This window comes from Hominisplanchenecus faecis (genome assembly GCF_020687205.1).
Taxonomy (GTDB): Bacteria; Bacillota; Clostridia; order Lachnospirales; family Lachnospiraceae; genus Hominisplanchenecus; species Hominisplanchenecus faecis.
Genome location: NZ_JAJEQE010000006.1, coordinates 36,175 through 55,178, shown reverse-complemented (window position 1 = coordinate 55,178; position 19,004 = coordinate 36,175). Strand labels below are relative to the sequence as shown.

Annotated in this window: 18 protein-coding genes; 1 reads left to right on the top strand and 17 read right to left on the bottom strand. The window is 46.2% G+C overall.

The annotated features are described in order from the left end of the window. Positions 1–24 precede the first annotated feature (24 nt). The 6 genes from LKD42_RS03205 to LKD42_RS03180 form a co-directional block, all read right to left on the bottom strand. Entirely contained in the window at positions 25–2,148 is a 2,124-nt protein-coding gene (locus tag LKD42_RS03205; protein ID WP_022118980.1) for a glutamine synthetase III family protein, read from the bottom strand. Positions 2,149–2,412: 264 nt separating this feature from the next. Then, entirely contained in the window at positions 2,413–4,524 is a 2,112-nt protein-coding gene (locus tag LKD42_RS03200) for a glutamine synthetase III family protein (protein ID WP_248834805.1), read from the bottom strand. Between the two features lie 226 nt (positions 4,525–4,750). Further along, a complete protein-coding gene (fba, locus tag LKD42_RS03195) occupies positions 4,751–5,614 on the bottom strand; it encodes a class II fructose-1,6-bisphosphate aldolase (protein WP_147631044.1) in 864 nt (287 codons plus the stop codon). 110 nt (positions 5,615–5,724) lie between these two features. After that, positions 5,725–6,639, bottom strand: a complete 915-nt coding sequence (locus tag LKD42_RS03190) for a diacylglycerol/lipid kinase family protein (RefSeq protein WP_248834804.1) — start codon at positions 6,637–6,639, stop codon at positions 5,725–5,727. 208 nt (positions 6,640–6,847) lie between these two features. Continuing rightward, positions 6,848–7,351, bottom strand: coding sequence for a transcription elongation factor GreA (greA, locus tag LKD42_RS03185; RefSeq protein WP_022118976.1), 504 nt, complete (start codon positions 7,349–7,351; stop codon positions 6,848–6,850). Positions 7,352–7,354: 3 nt separating this feature from the next. Further along, on the bottom strand, positions 7,355–7,882 hold the full coding sequence (locus tag LKD42_RS03180; protein ID WP_248834803.1) for a nitroreductase family protein: 528 nt from the start codon (positions 7,880–7,882) through the stop codon (positions 7,355–7,357). Between the two features lie 481 nt (positions 7,883–8,363). Between LKD42_RS03180 and LKD42_RS03175 the strand changes: the two genes are divergently transcribed. Next, complete coding sequence (locus LKD42_RS03175) at positions 8,364–9,530, top strand: FprA family A-type flavoprotein (RefSeq protein WP_248834802.1); 1,167 nt, start codon at positions 8,364–8,366, stop codon at positions 9,528–9,530. Positions 9,531–9,627: 97 nt separating this feature from the next. On the opposite strand, the gene LKD42_RS03170 is transcribed toward LKD42_RS03175, so the two are convergent. From LKD42_RS03170 to LKD42_RS03120, 11 genes are all read right to left on the bottom strand, one after another. Further along, positions 9,628–10,665, bottom strand: a complete 1,038-nt coding sequence (locus LKD42_RS03170; RefSeq protein ID WP_147631041.1) for a cadherin-like beta sandwich domain-containing protein — start codon at positions 10,663–10,665, stop codon at positions 9,628–9,630. 21 nt (positions 10,666–10,686) lie between these two features. Then, the gene (gene purD, locus LKD42_RS03165; RefSeq protein WP_248834801.1) at positions 10,687–11,958 is read right to left on the bottom strand and encodes a phosphoribosylamine--glycine ligase; all 1,272 of its coding nucleotides are present in this window, start codon (positions 11,956–11,958) and stop codon (positions 10,687–10,689) included. 85 nt (positions 11,959–12,043) lie between these two features. After that, complete coding sequence (gene purN, locus LKD42_RS03160; RefSeq protein WP_248834800.1) at positions 12,044–12,670, bottom strand: phosphoribosylglycinamide formyltransferase; 627 nt, start codon at positions 12,668–12,670, stop codon at positions 12,044–12,046. Continuing rightward, positions 12,664–13,689: a phosphoribosylformylglycinamidine cyclo-ligase gene (gene purM / locus LKD42_RS03155; RefSeq protein ID WP_022118970.1), complete on the bottom strand. Its 1,026-nt coding sequence runs from the start codon at positions 13,687–13,689 to the stop codon at positions 12,664–12,666. Before purM ends, purN begins: the two co-directional genes overlap by 7 nt. Positions 13,690–13,717: 28 nt before the next feature. Beyond that, positions 13,718–14,224 carry a 5-(carboxyamino)imidazole ribonucleotide mutase gene (purE, locus tag LKD42_RS03150; protein ID WP_248834799.1) on the bottom strand — a complete coding sequence of 169 codons (507 nt, stop codon included), beginning with the start codon at positions 14,222–14,224 and terminating at the stop codon, positions 13,718–13,720. Between the two features lie 86 nt (positions 14,225–14,310). Beyond that, positions 14,311–16,359, bottom strand: coding sequence for an aminopeptidase (locus LKD42_RS03145; protein WP_248834798.1), 2,049 nt, complete (start codon positions 16,357–16,359; stop codon positions 14,311–14,313). Positions 16,360–16,453: 94 nt separating this feature from the next. Further along, the gene (locus LKD42_RS03140; protein WP_022118967.1) at positions 16,454–16,768 is read right to left on the bottom strand and encodes a DUF6142 family protein; all 315 of its coding nucleotides are present in this window, start codon (positions 16,766–16,768) and stop codon (positions 16,454–16,456) included. Next, positions 16,761–17,222: a VanZ family protein gene (locus LKD42_RS03135; protein WP_248834797.1), complete on the bottom strand. Its 462-nt coding sequence runs from the start codon at positions 17,220–17,222 to the stop codon at positions 16,761–16,763. The genes LKD42_RS03140 and LKD42_RS03135 overlap by 8 nt, the downstream gene beginning before the upstream one ends. Before the next feature lie 4 nt (positions 17,223–17,226). Beyond that, positions 17,227–17,379, bottom strand: a complete 153-nt coding sequence (locus tag LKD42_RS03130) for a hypothetical protein (RefSeq protein ID WP_022118965.1) — start codon at positions 17,377–17,379, stop codon at positions 17,227–17,229. A gap of 22 nt (positions 17,380–17,401) precedes the next feature. After that, on the bottom strand, positions 17,402–18,082 hold the full coding sequence (pyrE, locus tag LKD42_RS03125; RefSeq protein ID WP_248834796.1) for an orotate phosphoribosyltransferase: 681 nt from the start codon (positions 18,080–18,082) through the stop codon (positions 17,402–17,404). An 11-nt stretch (positions 18,083–18,093) separates the two neighbouring features. After that, the gene (locus LKD42_RS03120; protein WP_248834818.1) at positions 18,094–18,996 is read right to left on the bottom strand and encodes a dihydroorotate dehydrogenase; all 903 of its coding nucleotides are present in this window, start codon (positions 18,994–18,996) and stop codon (positions 18,094–18,096) included. Positions 18,997–19,004: the final 8 nt, after the last annotated feature.

Sequence of the window (19,004 nt, the reverse complement as noted above, 5' to 3'; positions counted from 1 at the left end):
CAGCTCTGTAGCTCCTACATCCTTTTATACTTCAAACAGCAGGTCACCGTAGGATGGCATCGGCCACTCTTCTTTATCTACGATCATCTCCAGCTTATCCACCGGAACTCGCAGTTCTTCCATATCTTTAAACACAACTTCATGATAATACTCTGCCTGTTCTCTTCCATTCTCCATGGCTGCCGCCTGATCTGCTGCCTCCTGCAGTTTTGCCAGTGCCAGTTTTGTCTGAGAAAGAAGGGCTGTTGTATCTTTAAGCATGTTCATCGGAACGGTCACATCTGCTCCGGCTGTCTTGATCTCATTTACCGTACCGGCAAGGTTTCTGGAAAAACGCATAACGGCCGGGATGATATGCTTGCTGGCAATATCGATCATGGCACGGGCTTCGATATTCAGTGCCTTGGAGTATCCTTCATACTGGATCTCTGCACGGGAACGGAGTTCAGCTTCCGTAAATACGCCGAATTTGCCAAACAGCTGGATCGCTTTATCGGTCACAAGTGCCGGGATCGCTTCCACCATGGAATTGATGTTCGGCAGGCCTCTGCGTTTTGCTTCTTCTACCCACTCTTCAGAATAACCGTTGCCATTAAATACGATCCTCTGATGTTCTGTTGCATATTCTTTGATCAGGTCATGCACAGCAAGCTCAAAATCTTCTGCCTTTTCCAGACGGTCGCAGGCATCGGAGAATGCTTCCGCTACGATCGTGTTGATCACCACGTTACATTCTGCTACGGAATCTCTGGAACCTACCATACGGAATTCAAATTTATTTCCGGTAAAGGCAAACGGTGAGGTACGGTTACGGTCCGTTGCATCTTTTGCAAAATCCGGAAGAGTCTTAACGCCGGTATGTAATTTTCCGCCTTTTAAGCTGTGTGTTGCAGAGCCGGTGCTGATCAGCTGTTCCAGCACATCTTCCAGCTGTTCACCCAGGAATACGGAGATAATAGCAGGCGGTGCCTCATTGGCTCCCAGTCTGTGGTCATTTCCGACATCGGCTGCGGATTCACGAAGAAGATCTGCATGGCGGTCTACAGCACGCAAAATACAGGTCAGGATCATCAGGAACTGAACATTTTCGTGCGGTGTCTTGCCAGGATCAAGCAGATTGATGCCGTCATCTGTGGTGATGGACCAGTTGTTGTGCTTACCAGAACCATTGACTCCCGCAAATGGTTTCTCATGAAGAAGACACTGCAGCCCGTGACGCTCTGCCACCTGTTTCAAAGTCTCCATAATGATCTGGTTGTGGTCTGCTGCTACGTTGCACTCTGCATAGATCGGTGCCAGCTCATGCTGTGCCGGTGCGACTTCGTTGTGCTGTGTCTTTGCAGAAACACCCAGTTTCCAGAGTTCTTCGTTTACTTCTTTCATAAAACCGGCAATTCTCTGACGGATAACTCCAAAATAATGGTCATCGAGCTCCTGACCTTTCGGAGGCATGGCACCAAAGAGTGTACGTCCGGTAAAAATCAGGTCTTTTCTCTTTAAATATTTCTGCCGGTCCACGATAAAGTATTCCTGCTCTACGCCAACGGAAGGTGTCACTTTTCTGGATGTCGTATTGCCGAACAGACGGATCAGTCTGAGTGTCTGTGTCTGCAATGCCTGCATGGAGCGAAGCAGCGGTGTCTTCTGATCCAGTGCTTCTCCTGTATAGGAACAGAATGCTGTCGGTATACACAAAATCGCACCTGCACTGTCTTCACGTACAAATGCCGGTGAAGTGCAGTCCCAGGCTGTATATCCGCGTGCCTCAAAGGTTGCTCTTAATCCTCCCGACGGGAATGAAGAAGCATCCGGTTCTCCTTTGATCAGCTCTTTTCCGGAAAAGTCCATGCTGACCGTTCCGTCCGCATGCGGTGCTGTAATAAATGCATCATGTTTTTCTGCTGTGAATCCAGTAAGCGGCTGGAACCAGTGTGTGTAATGCGTTGCACCTTTTTCCACTGCCCAGTCTTTCATAGCTCCAGCTACGACTTCTGCTGTGATCGGATCCAGCTCTTTTCCTTCATCAATGGTCTTATGCAGTTCTTTGTACACCTTTTTCGGCAGACGCTCCTGCATGATCTTGTCATTGAATACATTCGAACCAAAAAGCTCTACCACATTGATCTTTTCTTTGTTCTTGTCTTCCATTTCTTACAATCCTCCATCGTGACCTGCTGCTTTTCATATCCAAAAAGCTTTTTTCGTTTGCTTTTGTCTATCCTTCCAAATCATACCTTATTTTTCACTGTTTTGCAACTAACTTATGCAATCCTGCCAGGCTCTGCTGACATCTGCCCAAGAGAATCGCTGCACACCAAAAAAGGGACAGAAATCTTTTGTTGATTTCTGTCCCTTTCATTACTTTTTGGGATGGAATAACAGGGTGGGGAAACCACTGTATCTTTACATTTTTTATACTTCGAACAGCAGATCGGAATAGGATGGCATCGGCCATACTTTCTTATCTACCAGTACTTCCAGTTTGTCAACCGGTGTACGAAGGGCTGCCATAGCCGGTACAACGCTCTCGTGGAAGTATCTTGCTTCAGCTGCCATATCGCCTGTTTCGGCTGCTTTATCAGTCACTTCTTCCAGTGTTACCAGGGCTGCCTTTGCCTCTTCCAGCAGTTTGCTTACATCGTTCAGCAGATCTGTCTGTACGGTTGCCGGTGCACCTGCACCTTTAACTGCCAGGATAGTATCTGCCAGAGATTTGGTATAGCCGATGACTGCCGGCAGGATCTGTTTGGAAGCCATGTCGATCATCGTCTTTGCTTCTATATTAATAGCCTTTGCATAGTTCTCATATTTAATCTCTACACGGGACTCAAGTTCTGCTTTTGAGAAAACTTTGTATTTGCCGAACAGTTCTACTGCCTTATCAGTTGCCAGGCACGGGATTGCATCCACCATGGATTTGATGTTCGGCAGTCCTCTTCTTTCTGCTTCTGCTACCCATTCATCGGAATAACCGTTTCCGTTAAATACGATTCTCTGGTGATCGGTTGCATATTCTTTGATCAGATCATGTACAGCCAGTTCAAAGTCATCTGCTTTTTCCAGTACATCGCATGCCTGTGAGAATGCATCTGCTACGATCGTGTTCAGTACCACGTTTGGTCCGGCGATGGAATCACGGGAACCTACCATACGGAACTCGAATTTATTTCCGGTAAATGCAAACGGTGAAGTACGGTTACGGTCCGTTGCATCTTTTGCAAAATCCGGAAGTCTCTTGACACCGGTATGCAGTACACCGCCTGCTTTACTGTGTGTAGCAGTTCCTGTGCTGATCAGCTGTTCCAGTACATCCTCCAGCTGTTCTCCAAGGAATACAGAAATGATAGCCGGCGGTGCCTCGTTTGCTCCCAGTCTGTGATCATTTCCAGGATCGGCTGCGGATTCACGAAGCAGATCTGCATGCTCATCGACTGCTTTTAAGATACAGGTCAGTACCATAAGGAACTGTACATTCTCATGCGGTGTTTTGCCCGGATCTAACAGATTGATACCGTCATCGGTTGTGATGGACCAGTTGTTATGTTTACCGGAACCATTCACACCGTCAAATGGTTTCTCATGAAGCAGGCACTGCATTCCATGCTGGCATGCTACTTTTTTCAGTGTTTTCATAACCAGCTGGTTGTGATCAACTGCAATGTTTGCTTCTGCATAGATCGGTGCCAGCTCGTGCTGTGCCGGTGCTACTTCGTTATGCTGTGTTTTTGCGGAAATACCAAGTTTCCAGAGTTCTTCGTTGACATCTTTCATATAAGAAGCAATACGCTGACGGATGGTTCCGAAATAATGGTCATCCAGTTCCTGTCCTTTCGGAGGCATTGCCCCGAACAGGGTACGTCCGGTAAAGATCAGATCTTCTCTCTGCAGATATTTCTGTTTGTCAACCAGGAAGTATTCCTGTTCCGGTCCAACGGACGGTGTTACTTTTTTGGAGGTTGTATTTCCAAACAGTCTCAGAAGTCTCAGTGCCTGCTCGTTGATTGCTTCCATGGAACGCAGCAGCGGTGTTTTCTGATCCAGTGCCTCACCTGTGTAAGAGCAGAATGCGGTCGGAATACAGAGGATCGCTCCTGCTGCATCTTCACGTACATAAGCCGGTGAAGTACAATCCCATGCTGTATATCCTCTGGCTTCAAACGTAGCCCGAAGACCTCCTGACGGGAAGGAAGAAGCATCCGGTTCTCCTTTGATCAGTTCTTTTCCGGAGAACTCCATCAGTACGGTACCGTCCTGTCTCGGTGCTGTGATAAATGCATCGTGTTTTTCTGCTGTTACACCGGTAAGAGGCTGGAAAATGTGTGTGTAATGTGTTGCACCTTTTTCTACTGCCCAGTTTTTCATAGCTTCTGCCACCACATCTGCTACCATCGGATCCAGTTCTTTTCCCTCATCAATGGTTTTTCTCAGTGCTTTATACACTTTTTTCGGCAGACGCTCCTGCATCACTTTGTCGTTGAATACATTTTCACCAAAAATCTTTGCAACATTCATCTTTTCAGTCATGTCTTCTTCTCATCCTTTCTGTGATAAGCCGGAACAGAATTTCTCTGTAACCTTTCTGCTTCTTTACAGAAAATCAAAAAAGACGCTCCGCTCCTTTCGGGGCAGAACGTCTTTGTTCTCTCGCTCATCATTTTTAATTTTGCTACTACCATACTCCACATTTTTGGCAAATGCAAGTATAATTTAATTTTTCTACAAAATTTATAAAATTTCAGAGAAATAATTCTCAGGCTTTGTCGATAGAGCCGAAAATTTCCATTTTTTCTTTTACTGTAGCTTTGATTGCTTCGAATCCAGGAGCCAGAAGTTTACGCGGGTCAAATCCCTTTCCTTCCAGATCTTTACCAGCTTCGATGTATTCACGTGTAGCTGCTGCAAATGCCAGCTGGCACTCTGTATTTACATTGATCTTTGCAACGCCAAGGCTGATTGCTTTTTTGATCATGTCTGTCGGGATGCCTGTACCACCGTGCAGTACCAGAGGCAGATCTCCTGTCAGAGCCTGAACAGCGTCCAGAGTCTCGAAGCTTAAGCCTTTCCAGTTTGCCGGATATTTGCCGTGGATGTTACCGATACCAGCTGCCAGGAAGTCAATACCCAGATCTGCAATTCTCTTGCATTCCTGAGGATCTGCACATTCACCCGCACCTATAACGCCGTCTTCTTCACCGCCGATAGAACCAACTTCTGCTTCCAGAGACATACCATGTTCTTTGCAGATTTCTACCAGTTTCTTTGTGTTTGCAACGTTTTCGTCAATCGGGCTGTGAGAACCATCATACATGATAGATGAGAATCCGGCTTCTACACATTTCAGGCATCCTTCGTAGCTGCCGTGATCCAGATGCAGAGCAACCGGAACTGTGATGTTCAGTTCTTCCATCATACCATTTACCATACCTACAACAGTTTTGTATCCTGTCATATATTTGCCGGCACCTTCTGATACACCAAGGATAACCGGTGAGTTGTTCTCCTGTGCTGTCAGCAGGATTGCTTTTGTCCACTCAAGGTTGTTGATGTTGAACTGTCCTACTGCATAATGACCTGCTTTTGCTTTCTGTAACATTTCTTTTGCTGAAACTAACATATTTTTTACCTCCACACTTTGTGATTTTTGGTGTTGGCTTTATTATAACCTAATTGCACCAAAAAGAAAATACTTTTTTAGTCAAATATCCCCTGTTTTTTTTCTGAGTACTATATTTCACTCTCGCCAAACTGATGATTGACAATGATATCCACTGCTTTCTGATGACAGCAAATTTCAACTTCTTTATGATCGCCGCCATATTCACCATCCAGCGTCCATGGAATTGCAATCTCGGAACGAATGGCAACCTGTCTGGTCTTATAGCTGATAATATAGTTGCTGTCCATCTCCCCGCGAAGGAGGCTTGTAATAATCTCCTGAAGTTCTATGGCGTTTCGTGGCGTTTTGATCATCGTCACTTCAAACAGGCCGTCATCCAGCCGGATGTTTTTTCCTGTAATGCTGCGGAAACCACCTACGGATTCTGAATTGGTGATCATTCCATAAATAAATTCATCTCTGATCTTCTCACCGTTCAGTTCAATCTCCACTTCATAAGATTTAACATTAAAAATACGCTTGGCACCTTCTAAAACATAAGCAAGATGGCCGAGTACATTTTTGACATCCTGGTTTGTCTGATAAGACACTTCGGTAAACATTCCAAACGCAGCGATATATACAAAATAATCACTGTTAAAAGAGCCGACATCACACGGATAGGCGTTGTTCTCTACGATACACTGTGCCGCGTCCGTCATCCGTTTCGGGATCTGCAGGCTGTTTGCAAAATCGTTTGTGCTTCCTGCCGGGATATAGCCGATCGGGCGTCTGATCTCACTGTTCATCATGCCGGTCACCACTTCATCCAGTGTCCCGTCACCGCCGCTGCAGGCGACAAGATCAAACTTTGCAGCCCGTTTCTCCACAACTCTGCTCGCATCCTGTGGTTTCTGCGTCACATAGAGCGTGACATCCAACCCTCCTTTGATAAAAATATCTGCGATATCCAACAGTGCATTTCTGATCTGTCCTTTTCCGGATCTTGGATTCACAATAAATAAAACTTTTTTACGTCTCATTTTTCATTCCTTCCACTTTCACCGTATTTCGACATATTGTACTATCATTTTTTTCAACAGACAAGTACCCTGACTGTTTTTAAAACTTAAGTTTTCATAAAATCTGATATTCCTGTGCAGAATACTGTACCGTTGAAGGCGACCTCACAATGGAAAGCTTACTGTCGTCAGAACAGTCCTTTCATAGGAATTTTTCAGATTTTAGAAATCAGAATTTCCGGATTTCATCTCCTCCGTCATCGGTATTTTCAATTTTGCGGATCACGGCATAATAGCCGAAATTTTCATTGACTTTGATATATACCCTCTCTCCGACTTTATGTCCGAGCAGGGCTTTTCCCATCGGGGACTCCGTGCTGATGTGGCCTTTCATGGAATTGCCGCGGATCGATGTGACGATCTTGTAGGTTTCTTCTTCGTCATCATCTTCCATATAGAGTGTCACCGTATTGTTGATCCCGACTTCGTCGGATTTCGACTGATCCGATACGATTTCGGCATTTTTCAACATTCTCTCCAGATAGCGGATACGGCTCTCGTTCATATTTTTATCTTTTTTGGCGGCATGATATTCAAAATTTTCGCTTAAATCCCCATGTGCTCTCGCCTCTTTGACTGCCTCGATCGCATTTTTTCGGACGGTCAGTTTTCGATATTCAATCTCTTCTTTGATTTTTTTGACATCATTTTCCGTCAGCTGTTCATGTAACATATCTTATCCCTGCACTCTCACAACATAATCTTCTTTTCTCGGTTTTGCCGGGGCTTCTCCGCCCTCTGCCGCATAGCCTAAAATACAGTGACCGATTCCGGCATAATCACCTTCAATGCCCCATTTTCTCAGAAGAGCTTTTCCTTCTTCACTTTCAAACTCTTCTTTTGCACGGTGGATCCAGCAGGATGCCACGCCAACGGCATGTGCCGCATTCATCAGATTGCCCATGACAAGTGAACCGTCTTCCAGATAGGTGTTTCTGTTCTTGTCTGCCAGCACGATCAGCACCGTCAGTGCTCCGTAGAATGGATCAGATGTCACGCCCATGATCTTCGCATTCATTTTGCTCAGCTCTTCAATGGTTTCTTTATCCTGAACAACCACGATCTTCGGGGACTGCATACCCATGCCGGTTGGTGCAAACACGCCCGCCTCAAGGATTTGTTCCAGTTCGCTTTCTTTTATCTGCTCCGGACGATATCTCCGGCAGCTTCTTCTTGTCTTTAAATCCTGTAATGTCTGATTCATCATGAAGCCTCCTTGTGTATAACAGTATTATGATTCTCTCCACTTCAGTAACGCCCTGCGGATTGCTTCAGGCTTTTGCATTCTCACAATCCTGCATTACCTATAGCTTCGTGATTTTTCCGCATTTCATGCTTTCAAAATCACGCAACATTCGAAATCCGCACATTTTTCTTTGAAAAATGGCTTTCTCATGTTTTTTATTTCAGTAACGCCCTGCGGATTGTTCCATGCTTCGCATTCTCACAATCCTACTCTAAATTCGGATATCGCGGGGCATACGCCCCGCTTTTATCCGAATTCAGAGCGGGGCATTAAGCCATAAAAGCACTCCTGTGCAAGCACATCGTGCTTTCAGGCTTTTGCCCCTGGCGTTACAGACATTATACCACCTTTTTGATTTTTTTGTAGTCAAAGTATTTTTTGTGCGGTATAATCTTTTAGGTAAATGCCGATCTTTAATATACACAGGAGGTTCTTTGAAATGAAAGACGTTTTTATATCTGATTCTATCGTATACGTTGGCGTAGATGATAAGAATATTGATCTTTTTGAAAATCAGTATGTCGTTCCAAACGGTGTTTCTTACAATTCTTATGTGATCTTAGATGACAAGATCACGATCATGGACACCGTAGATCGACGCGGTACGGAAGGATGGCTTGCCAACCTGAAGGAAACGCTGGGTGACAAAAAGCCTTACTATGTGGTTGTTTCACACCTGGAACCGGACCATGCCGGAAACTTAAAGACATTGCTGGATCTGTATCCGGACATCAAGGTGATCGGAAATCCGAAAACGTTCACGATGATCGCACAGTTCTTTGATGTGGATTTAAGCGATGACCGCAAGGTGGTTGTAGGCGAAGGCGATACGGTAAATCTCGGTACTCACACGCTTCAGTTCTTTATGGCTCCGCTTGTTCACTGGCCGGAAGTTATGGTTGCTTATGAGCAGTCCGAAAAGATCCTGTTCTCCGCTGACGGTTTCGGTAAATTCGGTGCCCTGGATGCAGACGAGCCATGGGAAGACGAAGCAAGACGCTATTTTATCAACATCGTTGGCAAATACGGCGTACAGGTTCAGAATCTTCTGAAAAAGGCTGCCACTCTGGATATCCAGATGATCTGCCCACTGCACGGTCCAATCCTGAAAGAAAACCTTGGCTATTACATAGGCAAATATCTGACCTGGAGCAGCTACGAACCGGAAGAAAAGGGCGTTGTGATCGCATGTGCTTCCATTCACGGAAATACCATGATCGCTGCAAAGAAACTGGCGGAGATCCTGAAAGCAAAAGGCGAGAAAAATGTGGTTCTCTATGACCTTGCCAGAGATGATATGCCGTCTGCCATCGCAGATGCTTATCGTTATGACAGACTGGTGGTCGCTGCTGCTTCCTACGACGGCGGCATCTTCCCTTGCATGGAGACATTCCTGCGTAAACTCAAGGCAAAGAACTTCCAGAAACGTACCGTCGGCTACATCCAGAACGGAACCTGGGCTCCTTGCACTGCAAAACAGATGCAGGCTATCATGGGCGAGCTGAAAAACATCACCAACGCAGAACCGGTCGTAACGATCAAATCTGCAATGAAAGAAGCGGATGTTGCTCAGCTGGAAGCTCTGGCTGATGCTCTGATGGCATAAATTGTTTCAAGTCGAACGTAAAAAAACGCACCCGTAGTGCTCTTGAAAAGCATTTCGGGTGCGTTTTTCTTTTACGATATTGAATTTCAATCTCTTCTTACAGATCGATCATATTGATATCTGCTTTTTTCTTTGTTTTCTTCGGTGCAGGCTGTGCTGCATTGCCTGTTGGCTGCGGTGTATGTTTCACCTGTGCCTCCTGTGGCTGTGCACCGGATGGATCATCCTGCATTTCTGCCATCTCCTGTTTTGCCTGCTTCTGCTGACGCTTTTTCTCTCTGCGGCTTTTCCGGTCTGCTTTTACCGGCCCGGTCTTTTTATTTTCACCGAATGCTTCTTCCACTGCCGGAGCAGCTTCTGTTTCCGGATGTACTGGCTGCGGTTCTTCCTCCTGAACCATACCGGTTGCCTCCTGCTGCTGCGTCGGTGCATAATAATTTTCCGTTGCCAGATAATACTCTTTTCTTGCAAACTCGTTGGTCTGCATATCCAGTCTTTCCTGCGTATCGCGAAGATCATCTTTCAGATCACGGTTTTTCAGGATCAGGTTGATCACCAGAAAGATCAGAAGAACCGACAGAGCCACCAGAGCGTAGATCACTTTTATGGAAAAATCCGCATCTGATTTGATCTTGTCTACTTTCTGGAGCACGGCATTTGCCGCATCAGAAACGGCTTCTGTCTCCGTTTCTGTTTCTGTCTGTGCCTCTTTTGCTTTCTCGGTTGCTGCCTCCGTCTGTGCATCCGTCTCGTTCGCTGCTGCGATCTGTTCTGCCGCATTTGGACGCTCCGCCTGCACATTCAGGGTATACGTTGCCTGCATACCGCTCTCGGATGTTACCGTTATGTAAACCGTTGTCTTTCCGTCCGTCAGAGTCTGACCGGAAACTTCACAGGTCGCTGCACCGTCGGAAGTCACCGGACTTAGCTGCAGTTCAGTCGTGCCTTCCGGAACCTCCACCTCATACTCCGTTGTGCTGTACTCAAAATCCGGAGAAATACTCGTCGCATTCTCGATGCCAAGATCCGAAAGGGAATTGTCATCGGAACCACTTGCAAACACAGTCACTCCGGAAATACAGAGCAGGAGCATCATGCACACTGCCCAGATTTTCCAGGTCTTTTTCCACATCATGTTTTCTCCCTTCAAAAACGTTTATGCTTCGTCAATCGCTTTTCCAATGTCATGACGATAATATTTATTCTCAAAATCAATCCACTCTACCGCTGCATAGGCATTTGCACGGGCCTCTTTGAGGTCTTTTCCCTTTGCAGTCACACCGAGGACACGGCCGCCGTTTGTCACGATGCCTTCTTCCGTGCGTTTGCTTCCGGCGTGGAATACATAGTAACCATCTTTATCTTTGAATTTGTCAAGACCACGGATTACGAAACCTTTGTCGTATTTCACCGGATAACCGTCGGATGCCAGTACGACGCAGACTGCCGCATTGTCCTCAAACTGCAGGTCGATCTGGTCAAGTGTTCCGTCAATGCACGCCTCAAAAACGTCAATGATATCGGTTTTCATACGCGGCAGGACAACCTGTGCTTCCGGATCACCGAATCTTGCATTGTACTCCAAGACACGAGGACCTTTTTCGGTCAGCATTAGTCCGAAGAAGATAATGCCTTTGAACTCTCTTCCTTCTGCTGCCATCGCATCGACCGTTGCCTGATAGATATATTTTTTGCAGAATGCATCCACTTCTTCCGTATAGAACGGACTTGGTGAGAAAGTTCCCATACCACCGGTGTTCAGTCCGGTATCGCCGTCTCCGGCACGTTTGTGATCCTGTGCGGAAGTCATCGTCTTGATGGTCTTGCCGTCCACATAAGAAAGTACAGACACTTCTCTTCCGGTCATGAACTCTTCTACCACCATTGTATTGCCGGCTGTACCGAATTTCTTGTCCTCCATGATGGTTTTTACACCATCTTTTGCTTCTTCTGGCGTATTACAGATCAGCACACCTTTTCCGAGTGCCAGTCCGTCTGCTTTCAGAACAATCGGGAAATCTGCTTTTTCCAGATATGCAAGTGCTGCGGATGCATCGGTAAATGTTTCGTAAGCAGCGGTCGGAATATTATATTTTTTCATCAGGTCTTTGGAAAATGCCTTGGAGCCTTCCAGGATTGCTGCATTCTTTCTCGGTCCGAATACACGCAGTCCTTCTGCCTCAAATGCATCTACGATACCGTCAACCAGAGGATCATCCATACCAACTACCGTAAGATCGATTGCCTGTTCTTTTGCAAATGCGACCAGTTTGTCAAACTCCATTGCCTGAATCGGCACACATTCTGCAAATTCTTCAATTCCGGCATTGCCCGGTGCACAGTAAATTTTATCTACTTTTGGACTCTGTGCGACTTTCCATGCGATCGCATGCTCACGTCCGCCGCTTCCGACTATCAATACTTTCATCCTGCGTCCTTCTTTCTATATATAAAGTACTTGAATATACAATGTCTCCGAATCTTTTCGCATTTCTGAGATCCTGACATCGTCTCTATTCTGTGATTATCGTTTTGCCATTTTCCACACGGACTTTTCCTTCTGCGATCAGGCGGATCGCCTGCGGCATGATTTTCCATTCTGCCTGCTCCATGACACGCCGCTGCAGAATTTCCGGGGTATCGTCCTGCTGTACTTCCACTGCCTTCTGAATGATGATCGGACCGGTATCTGTTCCTTTGTCCACAAAATGCACCGTTGCACCGGTCACTTTTACACCGCGCTTAAGCACGCCTTCGTGTACTTTCAGCCCGTAATATCCGGTTCCGCAAAATGCCGGGATCAGCGATGGATGGATGTTGATGATCTTGTTTGGATAAGCATCCACCATGATCTCCGGGATCACGACCAGACATCCTGCCAGAACAATGAGATCCGGCTCATAAGACTTTATTTTCTCCAGAAGTGCCTGGTTAAATGCTGCCCGGTCTGCAAAATCTTTCGGTGAGACACATGCAGCTGCAATGTTATGATCCTTTGCTCTTTGCAGGGCATAGGCATTTTTATTGTTGCTGATCACGGCTTTGATCTCGGTATTTGGAATGCTTCCGTCCGCAATGCCGTCAATGATCGCCTGAAGATTGGTTCCGCCTCCGGACACCAGCACTACCAGCTTTAGCATAAGGTCACACCCTTCTCACCGTTCTCAATCTCACCGATCACGTAAGCGGTTTCTCCTGCTGCTTCGATCGCTTTCATAGTCTTGTCAACGTCTGTCGGATCAACTGCAACAACCATACCGATACCCATGTTGTATGTATTGTACATCATCTGCTCTTCGATCTGGCCTTCTCTTGCCAGCATCTTGAAGATTGCCGGAACCTCATAGCTGTCTTTGCGGATCACGGCACGTACTCCTTCCGGAAGCATACGCGGAACGTTCTCATAAAATCCGCCTCCTGTGATATGGCTGCATCCTTTCACACGAACGCCTGCTTCTTTGATGCTGCGAAGTGCTTTCACATAAATCTTGGTCGGTGCAATCAGAGCCTCACCCAGAGTCTTTCCAAGCTCTTCGTGGTAAGTGTTCAGTGTTTTTTCATCCATGCTGAATACTTTTCTTACCAGTGAAAATCCGTTGCTGTGTACACCGGAAGAAGCGATACCGATCAGAACGTCTTTCTCTTTTAAATCTTTTCCTGTGATCAGGTCTTTTTCATCTACTACACCAACTGCAAAACCAGCCAGGTCGTACTCATCTACCGGATAGAATCCCGGCATCTCAGCAGTCTCTCCGCCGATCAGTGCCGCATCAGACTGTACGCAGCCTTCTGCTACACCGCTTACGATCTGAGCGATCTTTTCCGGATAGTTCTTGCCGCAGGCAATGTAATCCAGGAAAAACAGCGGTTCTCCGCCTGCACAGGCTATATCATTTACACACATGGCAACGCAGTCGATGCCGACGGTATCATGTTTATCAAGAATAAATGCCAGTTTCAGTTTCGTACCAACTCCGTCCGTACCGGAAACCAGTGTCGGTTTTTCCATGTCTTTGAATTTTTCCATGGAAAATGCACCGGAAAATCCGCCGATATTGGTCAGTACTTCACTTCTCATGGTCTTCTTGATGTGCTCTTTCATTAATTCAACTGATTTGTATCCTGCCTCGATATCCACTCCGGCTTTCTTGTAATCCATGCTTTTGTCCTCCCTTGGGGTTTGTCTTTTATTTTGCGTAGTTTTTGTATCCAACTTTCTGAAGCTTTGCGTCTTTTTCCACAACCTGTTCTTTCATTTCTTCTGAATATGCTTTCAGTCTGGAGAGCAGTTCTTCATCAGAAGTAGCCAGGATCTTCGCAGCTAAAATACCTGCGTTCGCCCCGCCGTTGATCGCTACGGTTGCTACCGGAATACCTGTCGGCATCTGTACGATCGAGTACAGAGAATCTCTGCCGCCAAGAGATGTTGTATGCATCGGAATGCCGATGACCGGCATTGGGAAGATTGCTGCACACATGCCCGGCAGATGAGCTGCCATACCTGCTCCGGCAATAATCACTTTAAAGCCTTTGCTCTCTGCTGTCTTTGCATATTCAAAGAAAACATCCGGTTCGCGATGTGCCGAGATGATCGTCATCTCATAATCAATGCCCAGTTTCTCTAAAACGTCTGCAGCTTTTGCCATAACCGGCATATCTGAGTCGCTTCCCATTACAATTCCAACCTTTGCCATGGTTCAATCTCCTTTTCGCATCATTGTAAGTGTTTAACATCTTTTTAATTTTACTAATACTTTCTTTTATTGTCAACCTGCAAACCTTAATTGAGGAAGCGATTCAGCTCCTCCGTGCCCGGAAGTACGAACTTTCCGTCCGCAAAGATCAGGATTCTTCTGCCGTCAGCACACTGTACTTCGATGCTGCCAAGCTCGTCATATGGTATCGTGATATCAAGATGATGTCCAAAATATGCCTCTCCCGGATCTTCTTTTCTGCGAATGGAAATCTCATTGTCTCTTGCGATGATCTCCTTTTTGTCCGGATTATATACCGGTGTATCTTCTGCCCAGCTGTAGCAGGTATCTCCTACGGCAAAATGCGGTCCGGTCTTCTCAGCGATCAGGATCGGCAGTTTTCCTTCAATATGATATTCCCTTGCCATAGCATAGGCTGCTGTGTTTGTTCCGATCGCAAATTCGCCGATTGGCAGAGTCTCATGATTCGCCAGCACATTTTCCCGGACATAGTTCTGATTGTACTCTTCCTGCTCAAAATTCTTGCAGGTATATGCTTTTACCATACCATCTTCAAATTCCAGATGCAGTTTTTCATACTTTAAGCCTTCCAGATAAACCGTACATGCCTCAAGAATGCCGCTTGTTCCCTTCAATATCGGGGAAGTAAAGACTTCTCCGACCGGAATGTTGACATCTGCCACACAATTTTCGAAATTAGTCTGCTTCTTTGGATCATTCAGTTTGTGCAGGGCAATGTGCATATCGGTGTGATTTTCTCCTTTTCCGAGCACATGTACACTCTCACCCTGATCCAGGGCATCGATCAGTTTCTGCTGGATATCTGCATAGAGCTGATAGTCAAGCGTATTGATGCGGATCGTCTCTTTAAAAATCTCCGGGAAGTCTGCCCCGATTTCCGGGACCGGAAAGGCGATGATCGTAAAACTGCGTTCTTTGCCGATGATATAGCGGTTTGTGATCTGCACGGATTCGTTATCCATCTGTGTCTGCAGTTTTTTCTGTTTATCCGACAAATAATAGGCTTCCGGTTTTGTCTGCGGATAAAACTCCGGCTCCCCGAAGGTATCAATGCAGGCCGGGCCTGCATGACCGTTTGCCAGTGTTTTATAATTTTCGTACGCCGAACGCATAACACCCAGGCGTCGCTCCATAAAGGCCTTGTCCAGATAGATTGCCTGGTCTGCCCGGTGATCATAGTCAAACTGGCGGTTCGGGATTGCCCCGTAATAGCCGATGCGGTGCACACCTTTTTTATTGATACGCTCCAGTGCCGCACGATAGATGACCGGCTTTAATCCCATTTTTTCAAAATTTCGTATTGCCAGACGCACCATCCGCTCAAATCCGACCATATAGCGGATGTTGACCGTCTGTTTTTTCGAAAGATCCTTGCCGCCAAGCACAAATCCGATCCGGTATCCTTCGGTAAACGTAGATGCCATCTTTTCTACGGTCTCTTCATCCAGGCTGTTCATAAATTCTGCCATCTTCCGCTCGTTTTCGGTGATATACTCACCATAGCGATACAGATAGCGAAGGTCTTTCAGATCCGACTCCATCACGATCTTCGCTGCAAAATCAAGCTTTGGATCAACAGCTTCCCGAATGCGGTGTGCTACCGTGATCTCACTGTAATCACTCTCAAACCAGTAGATGATCTGCTGGATCCTTCGGTATCCCGGGAGCTCTTCCTCTTCAAAGCAATTATACACTTCGATCAGAAGTTCCTGAAGGATCACCTTTTCATGCAGCCGCTGCTCAAAAGCATAGCCGATCAGGGCATACAATTCGGCATACAGAAAACTTAAGATGCGTCCGTGCACTTCTCCGAGTTTTTCCACCGCATACTTTGGATCTCCATAGCTGTGCTCATAGTTCTCCGGAAGAATCTCCTCATAAAGGCTCTGATTAAATGCCTGCCACTGCTCAAGCGTATAGCTTTCCGTTTTTCCATCTTTTATTTTTCGGTAAACTTCATCCATTTTTATAACAAAAGAAGCCGTTTTTCTGAAATAATCCCCAAACGGCTCCTGTGCGGTATGCTCTTTTGTTATGGATGCAAGTCGTTCCATTGAGAGAGCGTCTCTCTCTTCCAGTACTGTTCTCTCCATCTTTCCACCGCCAATCTTTTAAAGGTTACAGTAAAGTGATGCCATACGAGTTGTTCCGTACTTTGTACTCCCGCAATTCGTCCCTGGCATTTCCTTAAATCCCAATTAAAACTACAAATACCCACAATGCCACCATGATGCCGCCGAGGATCGACCCAATCTTCGGAAACAGGTAGCGCACATTGTTTTCGCCAAATCCCATCAGTCCGAACACGACACTGCTGACGGCAAATACCATGCCAAGCAGCCCGATGCTGCCCAGGTAAACGCCGCCCTGTCCGTCCAGATAATATGCCAGCCATGCCAGAACGGCAAAAATGACAAGTGAGAGTGTACCAAGTATCGTTGAAAGAATACCTTTGCCGGAATGTTTCTCTTTTGCAAAAGAATACATACGCTTTTTAGCCATATATCTTTCTCCTTATCTTATTACATATCCAAAACAGCAGATACCCGATCACACCGCCCAGGGTGTTGAGGATCAGGTCATCCACATCAAAGCTTCCCACCTTCCAGACAAGCTGTATCGTCTCCACGCACAGACTGAACTCGAAGCTAAGAAGCAGGATCCGTAAAACTTTCCCCGTTTTCGGCCATATGACCGGCAGGATCATCCCAAACGGAATGAAGCCGATCACATTCCCCGCCAAATTGCAGAATACTGCGAACGTCCCCAGCATCTCCCGGTGAATCCAGAATCTTTTGATTTCCCGAAAGGGCTGAAGGTTGTAGGCATACATTCTTCCTTCCACGGATCTTCCGTATCCTTCCGCAAAAAACAGAAAATACGTCAGTGCCAGCAGATAAAGAAAAAACAGCACCGCTCCCAGTATCCGCACCTTCTTTTTTGTTTCCTTCCTCATAAAACTAAATCAATACCTGACTTTTACACTTCAGAAGTCTTGCACCGTTTACGATCATCATCACGCCGGCTGAAATTCCGGTCACCAGAACCACGATCCCGACTGCGAGACTTGCCGCACCGGTACCTCTTATTGTCTTAAAAATTTTTTCGTTCATGAAAAGCCTCCATTTTACCGAATTATTTTGCCCCGTATTTCTCATAATATGCATCGATCGCTGCTTTTAATCTATCATCGATCACAACTTTTCCGTCACATTCTCTGTTATAGAGATGCTCTACGACATCCTGCATATTTACGATTGCTGCGGTCTCAAAACCGTAAAGATCTTTCACTTCATCCAGAGCACACTTTACGCCGCCTTTTCCGACTTCCATACGGTCAAGAGAAACCATCAGTCCGACGATCGTCACATCTGCGGCACCTTTTACCTTCGGAACCGTTTCTTCCATGGATTTGCCGGAAGTAGTAACGTCTTCGATCATGATCACACGGTCACCGTCTTTTAATTTGCTTCCAAGAAAGCTTCCCTTGTCTGCACCGTGATCTTTTTCTTCTTTGCGGTCGGAGCAGTAACGCACTTCTTTTCCGTAAAGTTCACTGTATGCGATTGCAGTCACAACACTAAGCGGGATTCCTTTGTAAGCCGGTCCGAACAGTACGTCAAAATCATCGCCGTATCGATCATGGATCGCTTTTGCATAATATTCACCCAGTTTCTTTAACTGAGAACCGGTCACATAAGCTCCGGCATTCATAAAGAACGGAGATTTTCTTCCGCTTTTCAGTGTGAATTCGCCGAATTTCAGCACATCACAATCTACCATAAATTCAATAAATTCCTGTTTATACTGTTCCATTTCTTATCTCCTTACTGCACGACACCGACCAGTTCTCTGATGTCGGATACATTTTGTGCTCTCATATATGCTTCGATCCCTTCTGCTACTTTGAGGGTGGTCATCGGATCGATAAAGTTTGCAGTTCCTACAGAAACGGCAGTTGCTCCTGCCAAAATGAACTCCAGGGCATCCTCTGCATTCATGATGCCGCCCATACCGATGATCGGAAGTTTTACTGCCTGTGCGGTCTGATATACCATACGCACGGCAACCGGTTTGACTGCCGGACCGGACATACCGCCGGTCTTGTTTGCCAGGACAAATTTTCTGCGATTAATATCAATCTTCATACCGGTCAGTGTATTGATCAGAGAAAGTGCATCTGCACCGCCTGCTTCTGCTGCCCTTGCTGTTTCCGTGATATCGGTCACATTTGGGCTGAGCTTCATGATAACCGGCTGTTTTGCCACACGTTTGATTTCTTTTGTGATGTCCTCGACAGACTTTGGATTCTGTCCGAAAGCAATGCCGCCTTCTTTGACATTCGGGCAGGAAATGTTGATCTCCAGAAGATCCACCGGTTCGTCTGCCAGACGTTCTACCACTTCACAGTAGTCCTTCGTACTTCTTCCGCAGACATTGACCACGATCTTGGTATCATACTGTTTCAAAAACGGAATATCACGTTTTACAAATACATCAATGCCCGGATTCTGCAGTCCGATAGCATTTAACATGCCGCCGTAGACTTCTGCCACACGCGGAGTCGGATTGCCCGGCCACGGTACGTTTGCCACGCCCTTTGTGACCACTGCACCAAGCTTTGACAGGTCCACAAATTCACTGTATTCTGCTCCGGAGCCAAAAGTTCCGGATGCTGTCATAACCGGATTTTTCAGTTCAACTCCGGCAATATTTACGCTTGTACTTATCTTTGTAC

What these genes read in the sequence shown, in the direction of transcription:
- fba (WP_147631044.1), bottom strand. Translation starts at nt 5,614, where the DNA reads ATGTTAGTTTCAGCAAAAGAAATGTTACAGAAAGCAAAAGCAGGTCAT.
- LKD42_RS03130 (WP_022118965.1), bottom strand. Translation starts at nt 17,379, where the DNA reads ATGAACGAAAAAATTTTTAAGACAATAAGAGGTACCGGTGCGGCAAGT.
- purD (WP_248834801.1), bottom strand. Translation starts at nt 11,958, where the DNA reads ATGAAAGTATTGATAGTCGGAAGCGGCGGACGTGAGCATGCGATCGCA.
- pyrE (WP_248834796.1), bottom strand. Translation starts at nt 18,082, where the DNA reads ATGGAACAGTATAAACAGGAATTTATTGAATTTATGGTAGATTGTGAT.
- LKD42_RS03175 (WP_248834802.1), top strand. Translation starts at nt 8,364, where the DNA reads ATGAAAGACGTTTTTATATCTGATTCTATCGTATACGTTGGCGTAGAT.
- LKD42_RS03205 (WP_022118980.1), bottom strand. Translation starts at nt 2,148, where the DNA reads ATGGAAGACAAGAACAAAGAAAAGATCAATGTGGTAGAGCTTTTTGGT.
- purN (WP_248834800.1), bottom strand. Translation starts at nt 12,670, where the DNA reads ATGCTAAAGCTGGTAGTGCTGGTGTCCGGAGGCGGAACCAATCTTCAG.
- LKD42_RS03200 (WP_248834805.1), bottom strand. Translation starts at nt 4,524, where the DNA reads ATGACTGAAAAGATGAATGTTGCAAAGATTTTTGGTGAAAATGTATTC.
- greA (WP_022118976.1), bottom strand. Translation starts at nt 7,351, where the DNA reads ATGTTACATGAACAGCTGACGGAAAATGATGTCAAAAAAATCAAAGAA.
- LKD42_RS03140 (WP_022118967.1), bottom strand. Translation starts at nt 16,768, where the DNA reads ATGGCTAAAAAGCGTATGTATTCTTTTGCAAAAGAGAAACATTCCGGC.
- purE (WP_248834799.1), bottom strand. Translation starts at nt 14,224, where the DNA reads ATGGCAAAGGTTGGAATTGTAATGGGAAGCGACTCAGATATGCCGGTT.
- LKD42_RS03135 (WP_248834797.1), bottom strand. Translation starts at nt 17,222, where the DNA reads ATGAGGAAGGAAACAAAAAAGAAGGTGCGGATACTGGGAGCGGTGCTG.
- LKD42_RS03190 (WP_248834804.1), bottom strand. Translation starts at nt 6,639, where the DNA reads ATGAGACGTAAAAAAGTTTTATTTATTGTGAATCCAAGATCCGGAAAA.
- LKD42_RS03170 (WP_147631041.1), bottom strand. Translation starts at nt 10,665, where the DNA reads ATGATGTGGAAAAAGACCTGGAAAATCTGGGCAGTGTGCATGATGCTC.
- LKD42_RS03145 (WP_248834798.1), bottom strand. Translation starts at nt 16,359, where the DNA reads ATGGAGAGAACAGTACTGGAAGAGAGAGACGCTCTCTCAATGGAACGA.
- purM (WP_022118970.1), bottom strand. Translation starts at nt 13,689, where the DNA reads ATGGATTACAAGAAAGCCGGAGTGGATATCGAGGCAGGATACAAATCA.
- LKD42_RS03180 (WP_248834803.1), bottom strand. Translation starts at nt 7,882, where the DNA reads ATGAATCAGACATTACAGGATTTAAAGACAAGAAGAAGCTGCCGGAGA.